Raw genomic sequence first — 20,519 nt, forward strand, 5'->3', positions numbered from 1 at the left:
AAAAATGACGGAATTCTCATCAATAAAACCTTAATCACAAATAGCATAACAAACGGAAGCGAACTATTTGGAAATCATACTTTACTAAGAGATGGAAGTTTGGCTAATAACGGCTTTGAAGCTCTAAAAGAATTTGCAAATTTAAATTTACTTGTTGCGTAAGTTTAAATTTATAAATTTAAGAATTTTGTATCGTATTTAAACGATATGACTTTGAATTTATAAGAATAGCTAATTTAAGGTTAAAACAAAATCAAATTTAAGATTGATTTGTTGTATAATGCAGACTCGCGAAAAGGAAGTAAAATTGGAAAATTTCAAAAACGATATTTTTGATAAAAATAAAAACCAACGAGATTATGATAAAGAACCATTAATTTTACGGAATTATACTAGTTGGGCTTTATTTATCCATTTTTTATTAATTTTTGCATTTTGGGTGATTGTTTCAGCATTCGTTTTGAATAAATTTAATGAATTTGAAGATGGAAATTTAGAAATCGGAATAGCTATACAAACAGCCCTTTCTTTTGGTTTTATAACAACTCTTATTTTAATATTAGATTTTAAAAATATTTTATCAATAAAGCCACATTATACTCATTTTTACAATTCAAAAGTTGTGTTTTATAATCATAACAATAAAATTGATGAAACAATACATTTCCAAGTTATGGGAGATAGAATTGTGCTTCATAATCCATCTGACAATCCAATTGGTTACGATATTTCGCATGTAAAAAAAGAAGGCAAAATGGTTTTTTGTTCTTTTATGCGAATAATTACAACAACAGGTTTTGGTTGGGCATTTTTGAGTGCATTTACGATAATAAATTTTGTTTCTAGGTATAGTTTTGGACCATTCTTGTTAAGTGTACTTATTACAATATTTACATTATTTTTAGCCGAATTTTTAGAAATTTTAGTTTTCATGGGAATTTATAAAAAATCAAACAAAACTCTTAAAAATTTTTGGAAATATGCTAGAAAATTTCAAATAAACATAGAGTGGGCTTCGATTGAAAGGTGGAAAATTACTCCGACTATCAATATGTTTTATTTCAATCAAAAAGACCACGACGAGTTGAGGCAGTATATTTTAACTATATTTAACAGAGATATTGACAATAATTTAAAATAAAAATTTTCTAATAAGGAGACAAAAAATGAGTAATTCAAGCAGAATTAATAAGGCAACAAACGAGTTGGATAAAGCAGAAAAAAGACTGCTGTATTCTTTGGGTTTAACTGAGGGCTAATTCAGATCAAACAGATCCAAATATCAAATTTGCAAATTTAAATTTACTAATTGTGTGAATTTGTAAAGTAAGTTTAAATTTGTAAATTTAATAAATTCGGTATCAAACGATACTGACGAGATTTGAATTTTGCATTAAAATGTCATTGCGAAACGGAGAAACCGTTTATTAAAGCGAATTTGCAAATTAGAAACGCCTCATTACTGGATTGTTTCGATCGCTTCGTGGTCTCGCAATGACAAGGTTGTAGGCATTGTGGGAATTTAAATAAATTCTTGCAATGAGAGAAATTTTTTAAAAAGGATTAAAATGAGAGATTATGATAAAGCTCCACTCATCATTAAAAATAACTTTATAATGATAATGTATGGTTTTACATTTTTGCTTGTATGTAACACTATAATGATTTATATTGTATTTTTTACTGGTGTTGTCGATTGGAATAGTGGCGGGTTTTTTGAAATTTTAAAAAATGAAATGAGAAATCCAAGATTTAGCTTTGTGATTGTAGCATTTCCAATAGTCAATATTTGGGCTTTTATTGATTTTATTAGAAAACTTAGAAAGCCTGAGAAAGTATATTTATATAACGATAAAGTTTATTGGGATAAACGAGATACGACGGTAGCAAAACAAAATATTGTTTGGGTTAAAAAAAGTATTTATCCTATGATTGGTAAGATACCAGATAACTCGGTTCAAAAAATTTTTGCACCATTTGGTTTTGTTATTGCAGGATTTTTTTGATTTTATCAAATTTGTTTGCTTGTTTAGTAAAATTATTTGCCTTGTTAATTAACAAAGATTATAAATTTATATTCTTTTGCACCATAGTTTTTTTATGACAATCAAAAAAATGCCGTAAATGTCTATTTAATGACAAAGCAAGATTATAAACAAGTAAATGAATATTTATTGCAAAATTTTAATTTACAAATCGAAAATTTAGATAAAAACTACAAATTCTATAAATAGGAGAAAATCATGCCAGAAGATAACAATGCTTCTAACAATTCAAATCAAGGCGTTGCTTGGTATATCAAGCCCACTTCGGATACAATCGATTTCATAAAAGAAATTCCCGTAAATGTTTTAGCCGACCCTGATAATGTCAAGGTTTTTGATAACTATGTAAAAATCAAATCAGGTGGGCTAAATATGGTTATTCCTATCGTTGATGCGGCTGGTGGCGCTATAGCATTAGGTATTGGCTAAGAGCCTTGACAAGCGTCGCCTCTCTTAAAACGTTTCCTTCCGTATTCGCAAAAAATAAAGAAGGCTTTGTTTTTATGCTCTCTAGCCACTTGCCTGCCTCCTTTGGAAGCTCCAGATGTTCATGTTCATCGCCATTAGCTTTCACTTTATTTTCATCTTGCGGGAATAGCAAGGAATATTCTCCGCCATCGTCTATTTTTAAATGCTCGTAGGTTAAATTTCTTACATTTGAGCTTCTTAATCCGGTAAGTAATCCAAAGATTAAAGCGTTCTTGACACCTATTTAGTAAGGATAGCTCATGATATATTTTATCAACAACCACAAATCCGCATTCGCGGAAATATATGAATAGCCCCTGGATTTAGGTATCTTATATAGGTTTTTTAATTGCGTATCGCAAAATAAAAGATTATCGCTTATACCTCTATCTCGCGCGAACCTGAATAAAGAACGAATAAAATAAAACAGATCTTTTAAAAGTGCAAATTTCTATTCTTGTAAATGGGGTCCAATATCTGCATTATCTCCTTTTTGGTAATCTTGCTGATATCTTTATCGCTAACGCACTTTAGCCTCGATTGAAATCTAAATCGCAATTTTCTTAACGTTCTTTCGGCAAAAGCGTTATATTCACAGTAAATTTTAAAAACGCTTGCTAACGTATTCTTTGGAGCTGTCACACCATTAGTATGGCTATTTGATATTAATTTCTTTAACAGTATTCTGGCCCCTTCGAATATTATTTCGCTTACATTACCTAGAGCTTTGATTAACTTGCCGTCTTCCGTATAGTGATAATGTCTATGCGTTTTAACCGTTCCGTCTCTAGCCAGCGAGCTATAAAATTTAACGGCTATAAAATCATCTAAGACTTCGACCATAGTGCGCTTATATTGCGGCAAAATAAAATTCCTGACTACTTTGTCGGGGTCTGATTTGAAAATTGGATTATCCTTAATTTTGGTAAAAACTTCTGTCATCTTTCTTCCTTTGTATAGTAATTTTAGGCAGATTATAGAATTTCCTCAAAGGATTAACAAGGCAGGAGCGCAGAAAAAGCTACTATACAATTTTTTAATATATAGTAGTTTTTCTTAAAATATATGTATGAATCGATGATTTTCGGTGCTAAGAATTTTTTAAGAATAATTTTAAAATTACCAAAAATAGGGCTCAAAAAATTATTTTAAAATTCAAAAAACGAAAAAAATAGGGAAAATTTTGATAGATGGTGCGACCGACGAGACTTGAACTCGTACACCTTGCGGCACTACCCCCTCAAGATAGCGTGTCTACCAATTCCACCACGGTCGCATAAATTTTAAAGCTTAATCTCAAGCCTTGAATTATATAAGTTTAAAGCCCGATTTCTCGGGCTTAGGATTATTTTGCAGCAGCCGCAAGACCTTCTGTTACGAAAGGGTTTGCAAAAAGTAAGACGAATGAAACAACCAACGCATAGATAACCTGCGCTTCGATCATCGCAAGCGAGATATACATCGTAGTCGATAGTTTGCTAGCTACGCTTGGGTTTCTAGCGATACCGTTAAGCGTCGCGCTAGCGGCATTTCCCATACCTAACGCGCCACCCAAAGCGGCTAGACCTAAAACGACTGCAACGGTAATTGCAGAAAAAGAAACGATCTGAGTGTAAGCGCTTAGCTGCTCGCTAGCGAAAGCTGCACCGCAAAGTGCGAATAACAATACAAGAACTTTTTTCATAAAAGTCTCCATAAATAAATTTTAAAACGAGTTTCGGCTCAATACCCCCTACTCCAACGTTTTAAGTGTGAAATATTATTAAAATTTTGCTTTTGATTTGTTTAATCTGGCGGAATTTGCGTTAAATTTAGCAAATCCCGCCGAACACTCCGACATCTTAGCGCTTAGCGTCCAGATATGTGTTTAGCGCCGCAACGTAGGCCTTTGCAGACGCCAGCATCGTATCTACGTCAAGCCCTCTGCCGATGATGGCGCCCTCGCCCGCAAATTCCACCTTAACGGTTACTTTCGCCAGCGCGTCTTTGCCCTGCGAGACCGCTTTTACTTGGTATTCTTTCAGGCTACCGCTGATACCGCTGATGCGGTCTATCGCCTTAAATATCGCATCCACGCCGCCGTTTCCAAGCGCGCTATCGCTTAAAATTTCATCCTTATATCTTAGCGTAAGCGCGGTGCTAGCGTGCCCTTTGTTGCAGCTATTGGAGCTTAAAACTAGCACTTCGTAGGTCTTTTCGGCTCCCACGAACTCGTCGTTTACGAGCTCTCTAATATCCTCGTCGAAAACGTCCTTTTTGCTGTCGGCGAGCGCTTTAAATTTATTAAACGCGATCTCAATCTGCTCGTTACTAAGTTCATAGCCCAAAGATACCAGCTTGTCTTTGAAGGCGTGGCGGCCGCTGTGTTTGCCCAGCACGAGCGAGTTTTTATCAAGCCCGATATCCTCGGCGTGCATGATCTCGTAAGTTTCTTTGTGTTTTAGCACGCCGTCTTGGTGGATGCCGCTTTCATGCGCGAAGGCGTTTTTGCCCACGATCGCTTTATTAGGCTGCGGCTCGATGCCGGTGATGCTCGCGACTAGGCGGCTGGATGGATAAATTTCTTTCAAATTTATATCGGTATAAAGCGGCGCAAATTTATCTGTGCGCGTCTTGATCGCCATTACGATCTCCTCTAGCGCCGCGTTGCCCGCGCGCTCGCCGATACCGTTTATCGTGCACTCGACCTGTCTGGCTCCTGCCAAGATAGCGGCTAAGGAATTTACGGTAGCCATTCCCAAGTCGTTGTGATTGTGCACCGAAACTACGGCGCGCTCGCCGATAAGCTTAACGATTTCACCTATTCGGGCGGTGATCTCGTCAGGATAGAGATAACCAACCGTATCGGGGATATTTATGGTGGAGGCTCCGGCGTTTATCGCGGCGTCGCAGATCTCTTTTAAAAAGCCGATATCGCTTCTGCACGCATCCTCGCAGCTAAACTCCACGTCATCGCATAGACTTTTTGCGTATTGTACAGACTCTATGGCGCGTTTTATGACCTCTTGCGGCTGCATTTTGAGTTTAAATTCCATATGGATGGGGCTTGTGGCGATGAAGGTGTGGATGCGCCCGAGCTTCGCGCCCTTTATCGCTTCGCCCGCGGCCTTGATGTCCTTTTCTAAAGCGCGCGCAAGCGAACAGACGCGAACCTTACTAACGGCGCTAGCAATCTTTTCTATCGCGTCAAAATCCCCCGGGCTCGCCGCCGCAAAACCCGCCTCGATAACATCTACGCCCAGCTTTTCAAGCTGCAACGCAAGATGGATCTTTTCGTCCGTATTCATCGACGCTCCAGGGCTTTGCTCGCCGTCACGAAGCGTCGTATCGAAGATTATGATTTTATTTTTGTCCATTGCTTGTCCTTTCAAAGCGTTAAAATTTGGCGAAATTATAGCCGTGCAAGCTTAAAACAATCGCGGCGATAAACATATTTGAGATTATTTCGCCGTTTCCTCGGGTTTGTCTTTTTTATGAAATTTAGCCGCGCTTAAATTTAAAGCTCCGCGAACCAAACCGTAAACAATATAAACCAAAGTAAGCACCGCCGGGAATTCCAGCCTGAAAAGATATAAAAGCGAGAAAAATATGACGATTAGAAGCACTAAAATTTTAATCGCGTTGGGGCGCTTTAGGCTGATCTTTTTAAAGCTCGGAAAGCGTATGTTGCTTACCATCAAAAACGATAGTGCCGCCATTGCGATGATCAAAAATACGCCAAATCCGTTGGAGAGCTCATATTTTAGATAAATTCCGATCCAAAACGCCATCGTAATCGCTGCCGTTGGTATCGGTAGCCCGATAAAAACGCTAGGCTCGTAGGTGCCCGTGGTGACGTTAAATCGCGCCAGCCTGATCGCGCCGAAAACCACGTAAAGCGCGGCTACGAGCGAGCCAACCTTGCCGTAATCGTGCCCGACCGCGCAGTAAAATAGCAGCGCCGGCGCTACGCCGAAAGCCACGATATCCGCAAGGCTATCGAATTCCACGCCGAATTTCGACGTAGCATGTGTTAGCCTCGCTACGCGGCCGTCAAGCCCGTCGCAGATCAAGGATAAAATGATATAAAAGATCGCGGCGCTGAAGTTGCCTTTGATCGTAGAAATTATGCTGATGACCGCTAAAAATGCACTTGCCGCCGTGAAAAAATTCGGCAATATGTAGATTAATTTTCCCTTTTCCTCTTCCATCTCTTACTCTTTAAATTTTATTTTTGCACCGCTTTTCATTCGGTGCCGCGGATCGCGCATAAAACGCCTTAGCGCGACCTTCTTAAAATTTAGCCCTGAATTCTTACTCCGCGCGAGGCTTTAAATTTAAGCCTCGCTCTTTGCGCTTTCGATATCGTCGTTAGCGCCTAAATTTCGCACCAGACGGGTAGGCATGCCGTTGTCTTTTTCAAATTTAGAGATGATTTCTACGATCTGCTCCCCAGAGACCGTCTCCTTCTCATACAGCGCCTTTACCATCTCCTCGATCGCCGGAGCATAGGTCCTTAGTGTCTCTTTTACCGCCGCGTAGCGCTCATCCAGCGTCTTGCGGACATATTTGTCGATCTTAACCGCCGTTACCTCGCTGTAATCCTTGATGCTCTGTCCGCCGTTTAGGAAGGAATACTGCTGCTTTTCTAGCACCGCAAGCCCGAGCGCATCGGTCATTCCGACTTGAGTCGCCATAAATTTAAGCATATCGGTAGCGCGCTGTAGATCGTTGCCCGCTCCGTCAGTGATCTCGCCTAAAAACACATCCTCCGCCGCGCGCCCCGCCAAAAACGTATCGATCTCAGCAAAAATTTCATGGCGCTGGTGCAGGTATCTATTTTCAAACGGAGAATTTAGCGTGTATCCCGCAGCGCTCAATCCGCGCGGTACGATAGTTACTTTAGATACGGGCATCGCGCCTTTAGTAAGCTCGGCGATAAGAGCATGGCCGCTTTCGTGGTAGGCGACGATTCGCTTTTCGATCGGGCTTACGCGGCGCGATTTTTTAGCCAGTCCGATACCGACGCGCTCAATCGCTTCGAGCAGGTCTTTTTGCTCGACCTCCGCCTTTGCCTCGCGACCCGCTAAAAGCGCGGCTTCGTTGATGATGTTTGCAAGATCGGCTCCCGCAAAGCCCACGGTAAGGCGCGCGATCTCTTCGATATCGATGTCGCGGGCAAATTTAACGTCGCGCATATGCACCTTTAAAATCGCCATTCTGCCGTCAAAATCGGGTCTATCGACCAAAACCTGCCTATCGAATCTGCCCGGACGCAGAAGCGCCGCATCCAGCGTCTCCGGGCGGTTGGTAGCCGCAAGGACGATCACCGGGCTTGATTCCGAGCCGAAGCCATCCATCTCGGCAAGCAGCTGATTTAGCGTCTGCTCGCGCTCGTCATTACCTCCGCCGATACCGCCTGCGGTTCTGCTTTTGCCGATCGCATCGATCTCATCAATAAAAACGATCGCCGGAGCCTGTTTTTTAGCGTTATCAAATAGATCGCGCACCCTGCTGGCGCCCACGCCTACGAACATCTCAATGAAGCTCGAGCCCGATACCGAAAAAAACGGCACGTCCGCTTCGCCCGCAACCGCCTTGGCTAGCAGCGTCTTACCCGTGCCCGGAGGTCCAACCAAAAGAACGCCTTTTGGAATTTTAGCCCCGAGGCTGATATATCGCTCCGGATTTTTCAAGAAATCTACGATCTCCTTAACCTCCTCTTTCGCTTCTTCGACGCCCGCTACATCGCTAAATTTAACCTTCGGCTTTTCAGCGCTTACCAGGTTTTTAGAGCTTCCGATGCCGAGCACGCCGCCGCCCATATTGCGCTGCATGCGATTGGCTAAAAACATCCAAATTCCAAAGAAAATCACGAGCGGCAAGACCCAGCTAAAGAGCAGATCGGTCAAAAAGTTGCTCTCGTTATACGCGCCGTATGGAATTTTGCGCGATTCTAAAATTTGAACTAGCTCGGGGTCATCCACGCGCTTGGCGGTGTAGATTACGTTGCCGACTTGAGCTTTAATCGTGGAGCTTCCGATGGAAACCATGCTTACTTGAGAGTTTTTGATTTGCGATTTTAGCTCGGAGTAAGTTACGTTTCTACTCTCGCCCGAAACGGAGCCCAGCACTCCGCCGCTATCAAATCCGCCGCTTGGGGATATCGCTTTAAACACAACTATCAAAATAAGCGCAAAAATTATAAAAACGCCGATCGGATTTTTATTAAAAAAATTGTTTCCGCCACCGTTTTGAGGGGGTTGATTATTTGGGTTGTTATTCATATTTTCCTTTCATAAACGAAGCTAAGCCATTCGTTTTGCTTTTTCATCTGCACGAAATTCAAATCCGAAAAGACCTGCTCAATCCTATCTTTATATTTTTCTAAAATTCCCGACAGCACGAGCTTGCCGCCCGGTTTTAGCGCTTTTTTTAGATCCGCGCTTAGGATCAAAATCACGTCGGCGATTATATTTGCGACGACGAGATCAAACTGCGGCTGCGCGGCTGCGCTTGAGCCTTGCTCGCTTAAACTAGACGCCTGCTCGCCCAAGCTTGAAACGCTGCCGAGCCAAATTTTATCGATCTGCACGCCGTTTTTCTCGGCGTTTTGCTGCGTAGCGGTCACCGCCTGCTCGTCGGTATCGCAGGCGCTTACCTTTGCGCCCAGTTTTTTCATTGCGATACTTAAAATTCCGCTGCCGCAGCCCACGTCAAGCGCGCTCATACTCGCTCGAGTAAGCTCGCTAAGTAGCGCCAGGCACATATTGGTGCTTTCATGATGGCCTGAGCCGAACGCCAGCGCAGGATCGATCAGCAGATCGATTAGCGCGCGATCTTGCGATCTTTCGCACCAACTCGGACGGATGTAAAATTTGCCGACTGCCACGGGCGCGACGCCTTTTTTATACTGCTCGATCCAATCGATATTAGGCTTCTTTGAAATTTCGATCTGCAGATCGGCGTCTAAATTGAGAGAGCGCGCGAGCGCCTTTTTAAACTCTTCAAACGCAAATTTTAAATTTTGCAGATCCTCTTCGTCGCGGATTATGAAACGCTCGCCGCGTTCTTCGACACAGGTAACGCCGAGCTCAAACGCAAAGCTCTTAAAAAGCTCGCTTGCATTCGTGCTTTTTACGATCATCTCATAAAAAAAATCTTTCATCGCCTCACATCGCCTTTAAATTTTAAAATTTGCATATTACTAAAATTTAGTTCAAACTTTGCTTACGCTCGGGCGTTTTTATAGAGCTTCAAACGCCTTTTTAAGATCAAGCGTGCCCTCGTAATACGCCTTGCCGACGATGACGCCCGCGATGAGCTCCGCGTTTTTAAGCGCGATTATGTCGTTTATATCTTTCACGCCGCCGCTTGCAATAGTATCGATGCCGCAAGCTTTCGCGATAGAGCGGCTAAATTCTACGTTCACGCCGCTTAGCATCCCATCGCGCGAGATATCGGTGCAGATGATCGCACAAACGCCCGCGTCCGCGTAGTCTCGCGCCAGATCGGTCGCTCTTACGCGGCTTAGCTCCGCCCAGCCCTCGGTCGCTACGAGCCCGTCTTTTGCGTCTATGCCCACGACGATGCGGTAAAGCTTCGCCATCCTCCTTACGAAATCCGGGTTTTTAAGCGCCGCCGAACCTAGGATAAATCTATCGACGCCTAAGCTCAAATACTGCTTTATGCGCGCTTCGTCGCGGATGCCGCCGCCCACTTCTACGCGCAGACGCGTGTTTTTTACGATCCGCTCGATCGCTTTGAAATTTACCGCCTCGCCCGCAAACGCGCCGTCGAGATCAACCAGATGCAGCCATTTAGCGCCGAGATCTTCAAATTTTTTGGCTAGCTCGCAGGGGTCCTTGGAATAAATTTTTGCGCTTTGCATCTCGCCCTTGCTAAGGCGCACGGCGCATCCTTGTTTCAGATCAATCGCAGGGAAAATCTCCATCACAGCTCCGTAAAATTTTTAATGATTTTTATGCCCGCATCGTGGCTTTTTTCGGGATGCGGCTGAAAGGCGAATACGTTTTCGCGCCAGATCGCGCTTGCAAACTCATAGCCGTAAAACGTGCTCGCAAGCGTGATCTTGCGCGCGCAAAGGACGTGGTAAGAGTGCACGAAATACAGATACTCAAACTCGCCTAGGCCCGCATTTATCGGCGAGCGCTTGATAAAATGCGCGCTGTTCCAGCCCACGTGCGGGATCTTTAGGCTTTCGGCGCGGACAAAATTTTGTCCGCTACGATTGCTTGGCTCCGCCTCGTCTGAATTAAATTTCGCTCCGCCCGATCTAAATTTCATATCCTCGGACCCGGATTCCGCCCCCCGAATATTAAATTTCGTTTTGTCAAATTTCACGACGCGACCGGGCAAAATTCCAAGCCCGCTGCGCGCGCCGAATTCCTCGCTTTGCTCAAACAGAAGCTGCATCCCTAGACAGATGCCTAAAAAATATCTGCCGCTTGCGACAAACTCTTTAATCGCGTCGTCCATACCGCTTGCGCGAAGCCTGTCCATCGCTTCGCCGAATGCGCCCACGCCCGGAAGCAGAGCTTTATCGCAGCTCAAAAGCTCCTCAGGGCTGCGCGCAAGGCAAAATTTAGCGCCGCAAAAGCTAAGCGCGTTCATCACGCTTTGGATATTGCCCGCGCCGTAATCCACGATGCCGATCAAGCCGTGCCCTTCATATCGTTTAATCGGTGCGAAAACTCGGGCACGATGCGCTTTAGCTTATCCGCGACCTGCGCGTCCTCGCACTCTGAAAGCTCCTCGATCTGCGAGCTTAGCTCCTCTAGGTCGTATTTTGCGGAGTGGGTTACGAATATGGATTGGTACTTCGTGCTCTTGTCGTTTTCGTCGATCAAAAGCTCCTCGTAAAGCTTCTCGCCGGGACGAAGACCGACAAATTTAATGCCAAGCTCCTCCTTGCCGGCAAGCTGCAGCATTCGCTTGGCAAGATCGGCGATCTTTACGGGCTCGCCCATATCCAGCACGAAAAGTTCGCCACCCTGCGCGATGGAGGCCGCTTGAAGCACCAGCTGGCACGCCTCGCTAACGAGCATAAAATATCTCGTAATTTCGGGGTGCGTAACGGTAAGCGGCTCGTTCGCTTCGATCTGGCGTTTAAATTTAGGAATGACGCTGCCGCTTGAGCCGAGCACGTTTCCGAAGCGGACGGCGACAATCTGCGTATCGCTTGCCGCGTCGTTGGAATTTAGCGCGTAAAGCTCGCAGATACGCTTCGTCGTGCCCATAATGTTCGTCGGTCGCACCGCCTTATCGGTCGAGATCAAAACGACCTTTTTCGCGCCATATTTTTTGGATAGATCGATTACGTTTTTCGTGCCGACGACATTGTTTTTGACCGCTAGATGCGGATTAAACTCGCATAGCGGCACGTGCTTATACGCCGCTGCGTGCACGACTACCTCGGGACGAAATTCTGCAAAAACCTCCTCCAGCTCATGGCGATAAACGACGTTTATCATCTTTAACTCGTTGCGCGCATCCGCGCCGGTGGCTTCGTTAATCGAGTAGAGATTAAACTCGCTGTGCTCGACCATGATAAGACGCTTTGCGCCGAATTTCAAGCATTGCTTGCAAATTTCGCTTCCTATCGTGCCGCCCGCACCCGTTACCAGCACGATCTTGTCTTTGATAAAATTTTCGATCGCCTTGGTATCGAGGTCTTTGGGCTTGCGCGCGAGCAGATCCTCGATCGATACGTCGCGGATCTTTTTGCTCTCATCCTCCAAAAGCGAAAAGAGCTTGATATCCTTTAACCCGTACGCAAACAGCTCGTCGTAAAGCTCCTTTAGCTCGTCGGGATACAGCGCCAGCGCGATGATCGCAGTTCTAGCGCCGCTATCTTTGATCATCTGCGGAATTTCGCTCTTGGCTCTGACGACGTAGTTTTCGCAATACGTCCCTACTAGCTCTGCTCGCCCGTCCACGACACCCACGGGATAGTAGTTGATATATTTTTGCCGCATCCCTTTTAGGACGTGAAAGGTCTTACTCGTAGCGCCCACGACGATGCAGGGCTCGTTATTCGTGATATTTTTCTTCTCGCTTAGAAACATCCGCTTTGAAATTCTAATCCCACCGATTAAAATAAACGAGATCGCCGCGTCGATGATGATGACCGAGCGCGGGAACGGGTTAAAAATTTTACTCGCCAAGAAAAATAGGATCAAAAAGGTAAGCGCTGCCATAACGTGCGCATAAAAGAGCTTCCTCGCTTCGTATAGTCCGAAAAATCTCCACGGAACTAAATAGATCCGCAAAAACCAAAAGTAGAAAATTTTAATCGCAGTAAGGCTCGAGGCGCTAAGCAGCGCGCCTTTATAAAATTCGTTCGGTATATCTCCGCTAAATCGCAGCAAAAACGCGATATAAACGGAGAGGATCGAGATAAAAATATCTCCCAGCAAAAAAAACGCGAAGCGGCTAAATTTAGTGGGCTTTAACAACATCAGATGTTTTCTTTTACTATTTTTACGACGCGCTCGATCGTCTCGTCGCTCATATCGGTGCCGCTAGGAAGGCAGATGCCGCGACTAAACATATCCTCGCTCGTGCCGTCAACTACGCTAAGCGCGCCTGCGAAGATGCTTTGCAGATGCATCGGCTTCCAAAGCGGACGAGATTCAATGTCGGCTTTATTTAGAGCGTCGATAACCTTTAGATGGGCATCCTTTTTCTTAAATAGAAACGTCGTAAGCCATCTGTTGCCCTTACCGCCTTCGACTTCAGGCATAAACTCCACGTCGGCGCCTCTAAACAGATCCTCGTAAATTTTAAAAATTTCGCGTTTTCTCTTTACGCGCTGCGGCAAGACCTCCATCTGACCTACGCCGATAGCGCCTAAAACGTTGCTTAAGCGGTAGTTGTAGCCGTAGTCTTTGTGCTCGTAGTGAAGCAGCGGCTCGCGCGCCTGGGTGCTTAAAAATCTAGCCTTAGCCACTAGCCCCTCATCGTTTGAGATCAGCATGCCACCACCTGAGGTAGTGATGATTTTATTGCCGTTGAAGCTTAACGCGCCGCATTTTCCGATACCACCAAGTGCTTTGCCCTTATAAAATCCGCCCAGCGCCTCTGCGGCATCCTCGATAACATCAATGCCTTCGTTCGCGCAAATTTCACATATCTCATCCATCTTCGCAGCCTGTCCATAAAGATGTGTGACGACGAGCACCTTTGGTTTTTTCGGCGATTTTTTGATCGCTTCTTTAAGCAGCCTCGGGCTTAAATTCCAACTCTCGTCGCTGTCTATCAGCACCGGCACGCAGCGCTCGTAAAATATCGGATTTAGCGACGCCATGAAGGTAAACGTGGAGCCGAGCACCACGTCGCCGTCCTTTACGCCGCTGCAGCGAAGCGCTAGATGAAGCGCCGCCGTGCCTGCGTTTAGCGCCAGCGCAGCGCGCGTGCCAGTATAGGACTTCACTGCATCCTCAAAGCGATTAACGTATTCGCCCAAAGGCGCGATATAGTTACTCTCAAATACCTTTTTTATATACTCAAGCTCATTGCCGCCCATATTCGGCGGGCTTAAAAATACTCTTGCCATCTCTATCCTTCCTTGATCTTTAAATTTAACCTCGCGCGTCGCAAGGCTAAATTTAGCTTTCGGCATTAAATTTAAATGCTCAGATTTTATCACTTTTAATGCTATAAATTTTAAATTCAGCCATTTTTTTTAATCACGCGAGCGGGCACGCCTACGGCTACGCTGTCGCTAGCTATGTCGCGCACGACCGCAGCACCCGCGCCGATTATGCAGCGCTGCCCGATCTTTAGCCTCTGAATGACGCTGGCACCGATTCCAATGTGCGAAAACGCCCCCACCTTCACGCCGCCCGCAAGCGCCGCGTTTGGGCTAATGTGCGCAAACTCGCCGATCTCGCACTCATGCTCGATTACGACACCTGAATTGATTATCGCGCCGCGACCGATTTTAGCTCGCGCGTTTATCACGGCGCCGGGCATTACGACTGCGCCCTCGCCGATAGCGGCGCTTGGGCTAACGATGGCGCTTTGATGAATTAACGTCGCTATCTCAAAACCGGCGCGCGCTACCTTCTCTTGGATCTTCGCGCGGGTTTTATTATCGCCGATTGCGATTATTACGGGATATTTCGGCAGATCCTCGCTAAATTTCAGCCCTGCCGCGTCGTCTAAAAAAACGACCTCGCTAAATTTAGCCCCGCGCGCGGCTAGCGCGACGTCCGCGACCACCAGCCCGTGTCCGCTCGCGCCGTAAACGTAAATTTTAGTTGTGCCCATTAAATTTCTCCGTCGTCGCCATGCCCTCTTTATTCACGCCCTCTTTCGCAAGCACTTTTTTAATCGTCAAAAGCGCGATCTTAAGATCGAGCGCGAAGCTTAAATTCTGCGCATAATACGTGTCGAACTCAAATTTTTTCTCCCAGCTGATCGCGTTGCGTCCGTTTACCTGCGCAAGCCCCGTGATGCCCGGACGCACGCTGTGTCGCAGGCTCTGCTGCGGCGAATAAAGCGGCAGGTATTCGATCAGCAGCGGTCGCGGTCCGATGAAGCTCATATCGCCCTTTAGCACGTTGAAAAGCTGCGGCAGCTCATCCAGGCTTAGCGCGCGGATCTTTTTGCCATAATCGTTCAGCCGCGCTTCGTCTGGCAGAAGCTCGCCGTCCGCGCCGCGCTCGTCGCTCATCGTTTTAAATTTGTAAATTTTAAAAATTTGCTCATCAAGCCCAGGGCGAGATTGCGTAAAAATCGCGCTTTTGCTAATGTGTTTGCGGATCAAGAACCACGTAAGCGCCATCACGGGCGAAACCAAAATGATCAAAACCAAAGCCGCCGTAAAATCGAGCGCGCGCTTTAAAAAACACCTATACATCGATAAATTTCCTATAAACCTCTAAATATTTTTCCGTGACGATCTTTTCGTCGTAATTTGCAAGCACCATCTCGCGCCCCTTTCGTCCGAGCCTTTCGCAAAGCGCGGTATCGTCTAATAAAATTTCGATCTTTCGCGCAAGATCACCCGCGTCGCGAGTGCGGCATATTAAGCCGTTTATCCCCTCTTGTACCGCCTCTACGCAGCCGCTACAGTCGCTTACCACGCAGGCTCGCGCCATGCTCATCGCCTCTAAAACCGTGCGCGGAAAGCCCTCCTTGTAGCTAGGAAGTGCTAGCAGGTAACTAGCCTTCAAAAGCTCTGGCACATCATTTCTGGCACCCAGATAATGCACCGCACCGCTTCGCAAAAACGCAGGATCAGCGGTGCTTTTATTGCCCGCAAAACCCTCGCCCACAAAGACAAATTTTGCATCCGATCGATCTTTTAAAATTTTTGCTGCTTCGTAGAATTCTCTCACGCCCTTATGCCACATCGCGCGAGCTATCATAAGCACGATCTTTTTGCCGTGCAAATCCTCGCCCAGATCCGCCGCACTAACGATTTTGGGGTTGAATCTTTCAGCATCTACGCCTACACTTTTAATCCTTATGACCTTTTGCTTCGCAATAAGCCCGCGAGATAGCATATAATCGGGATCGGCATCGTTTACAAATACGCAAGCATCCGCCTGCGAAAATGAAAATTTATAAAGCTTCTCCAATACCGCTCGCACGAGCCTTGTTTTAATATCTTCGTCGATATAAAAGCTGCCCAGCCCCTCGACTAAGTTTATCACATATTTTATACCCGCCTCTCGAGCCGCCAGCGTACCAAACACGTTTGATTTGTGTGCAGCTGTTTGCAGCAAGTCCAAATCCAGCCTCTTTAGCTCGCGCGCAAGGGCTTTGGTGTTGCTAAATACGGTAAACGGATTTAGGCTAGCTCGATCAAGATCGTAGGTTATGGCATTAAAATCGCGTGCTAAATCCTGCGTATAAGCACCACGAGGAGCGATTGCGAAAACCTCGTGCCCGCGCTCTTTTAAAGCCCGCATTATCGGGCGACGAAAGAAATGCAAGCTCATATCGGCATGGCTTAAAAACCCTATGCGAGCCATCTGCTGCATTCCTTGTTTGGCGTTACGAGGTTAAATTTCATAAATTTCTCCTTAGCTTGCGACAAAATTTTATCTAGCGCTTTAATTTATAAACTTTCACAGCAGGGCTTAAGATCACAGGCTCGAATAGCTCGGGCCTGTATCTTTCAAATACAAAAAGCTGAATATAGCTTGAGTTTAGCATCGTCTTATCTAGCAGCAAAAATCGCCCGTAATCGCGCATGAAAATCACGTAAAATTGCGCGCTGCTGTCCATATTAAACTCCTTGACCGCAAGCTTGCCGTTCGCGTCGTAGCTCGTTTCGTAAAAGGTATTGATCGCGAATTTTCTGCCGCTATACTCTAAATTTAAAAGGCTCGGTGAGATCGAAAAGCCGTTGTCCATATGCACGCCGCTTTGATCCTGAACGAACCTATCGCTCGTTATGAAAAACAGCTCACTTAGCTGCTTGCCATCGGTGATGTCGATGTTTGAAAACTGCGTAACGACAGGGAAGATATTCATCATACGATCGGGCAGGATGTAGTAGATGTCACGCGTAGGCTTTGGCGGCTTAAAATCAGCCAGTCCCAAGCTTAAGATAAAGTCATTTACGTCCGTGGCATTATAATCTTTTAAAATTTGCTTTAGCTTGTTTGGAATTTTTTCGCTATATCCGCGCTCGGTGTATTCGACATCTAGGCGCGCCATATTTGCAGAGCTCATCTGATCTCTAAAAAGTGCGAAGCTAACGGGAAAATTATCGTTGCCGAGGTGTTTGCCGCCGTCAATGAGGGTCTTTACGTCGCTGTAATAGCGTATGCCGTATCCGTAGTCCCACCACGAAAGAGCGTAATCCTCGCGCTGCGCCTTATCTTTGAGCTCATCTAGCACCCGCACCTCGCTTTGATAAAAGACCGTATCGACCTTGTACGAGACGATGTGCTGCCACGCGGGATAGATCGCAAGCGCCGTCAAAATAAGCAGTATCGCGCGCCCCGCGATCTTTGGCAGATCCAAGCGCTTTACGCAAAAATACAAAATGTATCCAAAGCTCAGCCCCATCACGCCCACGGCGTAGATCGTAAATCTAAGGCCCGCTTTGTTCGCCGCAAAGCCCAAAAGCAGAAGTGGGATCGAGAGCAAAAATTCCTTATGTCTAAAGCAAAGCACTAAATATCCGATCGTCGCGATCACGAAAACCGCGACGTGCGAGCTGATGCGCTCCATAAAGATCTTAGGCGGCACGATGCCTGATTCTTGGATCGTTTGATTGACGTTGAAAAAATGAAATGCCGTATCGGCGTTGTCCGCAAAGGAGCGGAAGATATAAAATTTTGCCTGAAAGATGATCGGGCTAAGACCTCCGTTTGCGACGAAAAAGACTACGGCAAGCGCGCCGATAATCGCTAAAATTTTAAAATTTAATAGCTTTCCTTTAAATGCAAAGAGCCAAAATAGCGTAAGCGAGATTAAAATTTTTGCCACCAAAGGCGTGGAGCAAAGCGCAATCAAAAAGATGATCATCGCTTCGTAATTTACCGCACTTTTTCGCTTAAAAATCAGCGTGTAGGCGAAAAACATGGCGAGCATCATGGAATTTAGCGAGAAGCTTGAGGGATACCACCACATATAAAATATCACAAACGCGCCCAGCCAAAACAGCGTGCTGCGCGAACCGCGCGTGCAGATACGGATGAGCGCCCACAAGATACACATCGCAAGCACGATATTTAACATATCGGTGTCGTAATACCCCGCCATCGTGCGGTTGTAGTAGCTATTCGCCACGCTCGCGACAAGCGCGCCGATGAAGCCCGCGCGCATGCAGCGAAACTCGCTTGAGATCAGCAAGATCGGCACTACGATGAGCGAGCTAAACAAAGCCGGCAGATAAACGAAGATCGTCTCGATTTTAAAGGGCAAAATTTCAGCCAAAAACGCCGTCACGATCGAAAGCGGTGCACTAAAGTAGCTAAGATCGTTGGGCTGATGAAAGCCGGCGAGGCGATCGCGCGCGCCCTCTGCAAAGGCGTAGCCGTCGTTTGTGTTTATCATCAGCTCGCCATCCCAAAAAAAGTAGTTCACAAAACCGCTCGCCCAGTGCACCCACCACATACGAAACGCCACGCTAAAGGCAAATGCGAACAAAATCATCAGCAAAATATGCTTGGAGAACTCATAATTTTTTATAAAGCCAAAAATTCTGCGCCTAGCAGGGAGTGCGCCTGCTGACTGATTTTTAGAATTTTGGGAATTTTCTGCTGTGGGGCTTTTAGAATTATCAGAATTTATGCCGTTTGTAGAATTTAAAGCACTTGCGGAATTCGTATTTTTAAATTTAGCCAAATTAGCGGCTTTTGCGGAATTTTTATTTGTAGAGTTCGCAGCGCCAGTGGAATTTTTATTTGTAGAATTTTTGCTCGTGGGATTCGCAGTACCTTTCAAATTTGAGTTTGTAGAATTTGCGCCTGCGGAATTTTCAGAATTTACCGAGGTAGAATTTCGTCCGCTTGATTTTTTAGCCTTTTTGGATTTTTTTTGTGCTCGCATTTTTGCAGAAACAGCGCGCGCTTGATCGTCGCTTAAATTTTTAACGCCGGCGTGCGCGGAATTTTTGCTCGCAGAATTTTTTGCATCAAGCGCGGAATTTTTATCGCTCTGAGGCGCGGTATCCTCGCTACCCTTAAGCTCGGCATTTTCGCCGCTAAAATTCTCTCCGCCGCTTGCGGAATACTCTGCGTCAAAATTTCCCTCACTAGCAAAATTTTCGCTTAAGGCAGCTTTGTCGGCACCCATTGATTGCGCGCCTTTTTGATCGTCCGATCCTTCGTCAATCTCTCTGACGCTAAAAGCCTTTTTTTCTTCACCCACGCCTATTTTCCTTCGTCGATTTGTTCTATTTTTGCGATCAGCTCGCTTGCTATCCGTTTTTTATCGAAAAACGAGGCTCTAATTTTAGCCTTTTTCTCATAAAATTTTACATAATTTTCATCATCCAGTGCTTTTTGCATCGCCGCTTGAGTGCTTTCTAGATCGTTCACACCCACCAGCACGCCCCATTCGCTCTGCCCCATAAGCTCGCGCGCGCCGCTTTGATGATCGCTTGAAATCACGAGCTTGCCGCATGCAAGAGCTTCAATAAGCGCGTTTGAAAAGCCCTCAAAAAGGCTTACGAAGACAAACGCGTAGCATCTGGCCATATATTTATACGGATTTGCGTCAAAGCCCAAAAGCTTCACGCGACCGCCCAAGCCTAGCTCCTCTATCAGGGCCTCAAGCTCGGCTCGCAGCACGCCGTCGCCCAAGATCAGCAGGTCTTTGTCGTTATTTTTTAAATTTGCATACGCGCGGATCAAAAGCGCGTGGTTTTTACCCGCATCGAGCCTGCCGACGCTTAGGAAAAACGGCCGCTCCTGCGCGACCTTCTCCTCTGCCTTGCGCCCGATCTCATCAAGATCGATCGCGTTGTATAGCACGCTCATCTTGCGCTCGTCGATTCCGAAATTATCCGCCAGATCGCGCAGATTTCCAAGCGAGTTTGGAAAGATAAAATCGGCCTTCGGATAGAGCTTGCGCAGCAAAAATTTTGAAATTTTGGATTTGAAGCTCGGCTCTTTATACAGCACCGACGGCGTCGAGCATTCGTTAAAAATCATCGTTCCGCCCAGTCCGTAAACTCGCGCCAGCGCCGCCACGTAACACGGGCGGTTCATCCAAACGAAGTGGATGTCGATACCTAGGCGCTCGCATAGTTTTTTGTATCGCAGCGCCAAAAACGGCAGCTTTGCGAGCTTCAGCAGTCCGTTTTCAAAAGGGGCTGATTTTTCGATGAAATGGATCTGCACGCCGCTTGGAATTTCATAAAAAATCCTCTCATTCATCAGCACTAGATGCACTTCGTAGCGCGCCGTAAGCTCGCCTAAGAGGTTACTTACAACGCGCTCGGCGCCGCCGCCTCCCATCGAATAGATAAAAACGCTTAATTTCTTCATCCCTTTACCTTTTAAATTTCTGCCGCGCTATAAATTTAAGCTTTGC

18 protein-coding genes and 1 tRNA gene are annotated in these 20,519 nt (G+C 45.8%); 3 read left to right on the top strand and 16 right to left on the bottom strand.

The window, feature by feature from the left end:
* The first annotated feature begins 307 nt into the window (after positions 1–307).
* The 3 genes from Q0135_RS00325 (at position 308) to Q0135_RS00335 (ending at position 2,474) form a co-directional block, all read left to right on the top strand.
* Complete coding sequence (locus Q0135_RS00325; RefSeq protein ID WP_297987329.1) at positions 308–1,141, top strand: hypothetical protein; 834 nt, start codon at positions 308–310, stop codon at positions 1,139–1,141.
* A 427-nt stretch (positions 1,142–1,568) separates the two neighbouring features.
* Complete coding sequence (locus Q0135_RS00330) at positions 1,569–2,006, top strand: hypothetical protein (RefSeq protein WP_297987331.1); 438 nt, start codon at positions 1,569–1,571, stop codon at positions 2,004–2,006.
* Between the two features lie 237 nt (positions 2,007–2,243).
* Positions 2,244–2,474, top strand: coding sequence for a hypothetical protein (locus Q0135_RS00335; RefSeq protein ID WP_297987333.1), 231 nt, complete (start codon positions 2,244–2,246; stop codon positions 2,472–2,474).
* A 474-nt stretch (positions 2,475–2,948) separates the two neighbouring features.
* Here the strand turns inward: Q0135_RS00335 and Q0135_RS00340 are convergent, their stop codons facing one another.
* The 16 genes from Q0135_RS00340 to Q0135_RS00415 all read right to left on the bottom strand — a co-directional run bounded on the left by Q0135_RS00340 (position 2,949) and on the right by Q0135_RS00415 (position 20,473).
* The gene (locus tag Q0135_RS00340; protein ID WP_297987336.1) at positions 2,949–3,455 is read right to left on the bottom strand and encodes a hypothetical protein; all 507 of its coding nucleotides are present in this window, start codon (positions 3,453–3,455) and stop codon (positions 2,949–2,951) included.
* Between the two features lie 249 nt (positions 3,456–3,704).
* Positions 3,705–3,789 (bottom strand) — tRNA-Leu (locus Q0135_RS00345).
* A 69-nt stretch (positions 3,790–3,858) separates the two neighbouring features.
* Positions 3,859–4,197 (bottom strand): ATP synthase F0 subunit C, encoded by a 339-nt coding sequence (gene atpE, locus Q0135_RS00350; RefSeq protein WP_297987338.1) that lies wholly within the window; start codon positions 4,195–4,197, stop codon positions 3,859–3,861.
* 157 nt (positions 4,198–4,354) lie between these two features.
* The gene (locus Q0135_RS00355; RefSeq protein WP_297963883.1) at positions 4,355–5,869 is read right to left on the bottom strand and encodes a 2-isopropylmalate synthase; all 1,515 of its coding nucleotides are present in this window, start codon (positions 5,867–5,869) and stop codon (positions 4,355–4,357) included.
* 84 nt (positions 5,870–5,953) lie between these two features.
* Positions 5,954–6,703, bottom strand: coding sequence for a CDP-diacylglycerol--serine O-phosphatidyltransferase (pssA, locus tag Q0135_RS00360; protein WP_297987341.1), 750 nt, complete (start codon positions 6,701–6,703; stop codon positions 5,954–5,956).
* A gap of 126 nt (positions 6,704–6,829) precedes the next feature.
* The gene (ftsH, locus tag Q0135_RS00365) at positions 6,830–8,779 is read right to left on the bottom strand and encodes an ATP-dependent zinc metalloprotease FtsH (RefSeq protein ID WP_297987343.1); all 1,950 of its coding nucleotides are present in this window, start codon (positions 8,777–8,779) and stop codon (positions 6,830–6,832) included.
* Positions 8,776–9,660: a 50S ribosomal protein L11 methyltransferase gene (locus tag Q0135_RS00370; RefSeq protein WP_297987345.1), complete on the bottom strand. Its 885-nt coding sequence runs from the start codon at positions 9,658–9,660 to the stop codon at positions 8,776–8,778. Before Q0135_RS00370 ends, ftsH begins: the two co-directional genes overlap by 4 nt.
* A 78-nt stretch (positions 9,661–9,738) precedes the next feature.
* Positions 9,739–10,446: a 1-(5-phosphoribosyl)-5-[(5-phosphoribosylamino)methylideneamino]imidazole-4-carboxamide isomerase gene (gene hisA / locus Q0135_RS00375; RefSeq protein WP_297987346.1), complete on the bottom strand. Its 708-nt coding sequence runs from the start codon at positions 10,444–10,446 to the stop codon at positions 9,739–9,741.
* Positions 10,446–11,171: an imidazole glycerol phosphate synthase subunit HisH gene (hisH, locus tag Q0135_RS00380; protein ID WP_297987347.1), complete on the bottom strand. Its 726-nt coding sequence runs from the start codon at positions 11,169–11,171 to the stop codon at positions 10,446–10,448. Before hisH ends, hisA begins: the two co-directional genes overlap by 1 nt.
* Positions 11,168–12,973 carry a nucleoside-diphosphate sugar epimerase/dehydratase gene (locus tag Q0135_RS00385; protein WP_297987348.1) on the bottom strand — a complete coding sequence of 602 codons (1,806 nt, stop codon included), beginning with the start codon at positions 12,971–12,973 and terminating at the stop codon, positions 11,168–11,170. Before Q0135_RS00385 ends, hisH begins: the two co-directional genes overlap by 4 nt.
* Entirely contained in the window at positions 12,973–14,070 is a 1,098-nt protein-coding gene (gene pglE / locus Q0135_RS00390; RefSeq protein WP_297987454.1) for a UDP-N-acetylbacillosamine transaminase, read from the bottom strand. The genes Q0135_RS00385 and pglE overlap by 1 nt, the downstream gene beginning before the upstream one ends.
* Before the next feature lie 116 nt (positions 14,071–14,186).
* The gene (pglD, locus tag Q0135_RS00395; RefSeq protein ID WP_297987349.1) at positions 14,187–14,786 is read right to left on the bottom strand and encodes a UDP-N-acetylbacillosamine N-acetyltransferase; all 600 of its coding nucleotides are present in this window, start codon (positions 14,784–14,786) and stop codon (positions 14,187–14,189) included.
* A complete protein-coding gene (gene pglC, locus Q0135_RS00400) occupies positions 14,773–15,378 on the bottom strand; it encodes an undecaprenyl phosphate N,N'-diacetylbacillosamine 1-phosphate transferase (protein ID WP_297987350.1) in 606 nt (201 codons plus the stop codon). The genes pglD and pglC overlap by 14 nt, the downstream gene beginning before the upstream one ends.
* Positions 15,371–16,498 carry a glycosyltransferase family 4 protein gene (locus Q0135_RS00405; RefSeq protein WP_297987351.1) on the bottom strand — a complete coding sequence of 376 codons (1,128 nt, stop codon included), beginning with the start codon at positions 16,496–16,498 and terminating at the stop codon, positions 15,371–15,373. Before Q0135_RS00405 ends, pglC begins: the two co-directional genes overlap by 8 nt.
* Positions 16,499–16,571: 73 nt before the next feature.
* Positions 16,572–19,352, bottom strand: coding sequence for an STT3 domain-containing protein (locus Q0135_RS00410; RefSeq protein ID WP_297987353.1), 2,781 nt, complete (start codon positions 19,350–19,352; stop codon positions 16,572–16,574).
* Positions 19,353–19,354: 2 nt separating this feature from the next.
* Positions 19,355–20,473 (bottom strand): glycosyltransferase, encoded by a 1,119-nt coding sequence (locus tag Q0135_RS00415; protein ID WP_297987355.1) that lies wholly within the window; start codon positions 20,471–20,473, stop codon positions 19,355–19,357.
* Positions 20,474–20,519 lie beyond the last annotated feature (46 nt).

The sequence above is a fragment of the uncultured Campylobacter sp. genome (genome assembly GCF_937981295.1).
In the GTDB taxonomy this organism is placed as follows: Bacteria; Campylobacterota; Campylobacteria; order Campylobacterales; family Campylobacteraceae; genus Campylobacter_B.

Excerpts from the sequence above, each read along its gene's own strand:
- Q0135_RS00330 (WP_297987331.1), top strand. The coding sequence starts at position 1,569 with ATGAGAGATTATGATAAAGCTCCACTCATCATTAAAAATAACTTTATA.
- Q0135_RS00335 (WP_297987333.1), top strand. The coding sequence starts at position 2,244 with ATGCCAGAAGATAACAATGCTTCTAACAATTCAAATCAAGGCGTTGCT.
- Q0135_RS00340 (WP_297987336.1), bottom strand. The coding sequence starts at position 3,455 with ATGACAGAAGTTTTTACCAAAATTAAGGATAATCCAATTTTCAAATCA.
- atpE (WP_297987338.1), bottom strand. The coding sequence starts at position 4,197 with ATGAAAAAAGTTCTTGTATTGTTATTCGCACTTTGCGGTGCAGCTTTC.
- Q0135_RS00355 (WP_297963883.1), bottom strand. The coding sequence starts at position 5,869 with ATGGACAAAAATAAAATCATAATCTTCGATACGACGCTTCGTGACGGC.
- pssA (WP_297987341.1), bottom strand. The coding sequence starts at position 6,703 with ATGGAAGAGGAAAAGGGAAAATTAATCTACATATTGCCGAATTTTTTC.
- ftsH (WP_297987343.1), bottom strand. The coding sequence starts at position 8,779 with ATGAATAACAACCCAAATAATCAACCCCCTCAAAACGGTGGCGGAAAC.
- Q0135_RS00370 (WP_297987345.1), bottom strand. The coding sequence starts at position 9,660 with ATGAAAGATTTTTTTTATGAGATGATCGTAAAAAGCACGAATGCAAGC.
- hisA (WP_297987346.1), bottom strand. The coding sequence starts at position 10,446 with ATGGAGATTTTCCCTGCGATTGATCTGAAACAAGGATGCGCCGTGCGC.
- Q0135_RS00385 (WP_297987348.1), bottom strand. The coding sequence starts at position 12,973 with ATGTTGTTAAAGCCCACTAAATTTAGCCGCTTCGCGTTTTTTTTGCTG.
- pglE (WP_297987454.1), bottom strand. The coding sequence starts at position 14,070 with ATGGCAAGAGTATTTTTAAGCCCGCCGAATATGGGCGGCAATGAGCTT.
- pglD (WP_297987349.1), bottom strand. The coding sequence starts at position 14,786 with ATGGGCACAACTAAAATTTACGTTTACGGCGCGAGCGGACACGGGCTG.
- pglC (WP_297987350.1), bottom strand. The coding sequence starts at position 15,378 with ATGTATAGGTGTTTTTTAAAGCGCGCGCTCGATTTTACGGCGGCTTTG.
- Q0135_RS00405 (WP_297987351.1), bottom strand. The coding sequence starts at position 16,498 with ATGGCTCGCATAGGGTTTTTAAGCCATGCCGATATGAGCTTGCATTTC.
- Q0135_RS00415 (WP_297987355.1), bottom strand. The coding sequence starts at position 20,473 with ATGAAGAAATTAAGCGTTTTTATCTATTCGATGGGAGGCGGCGGCGCC.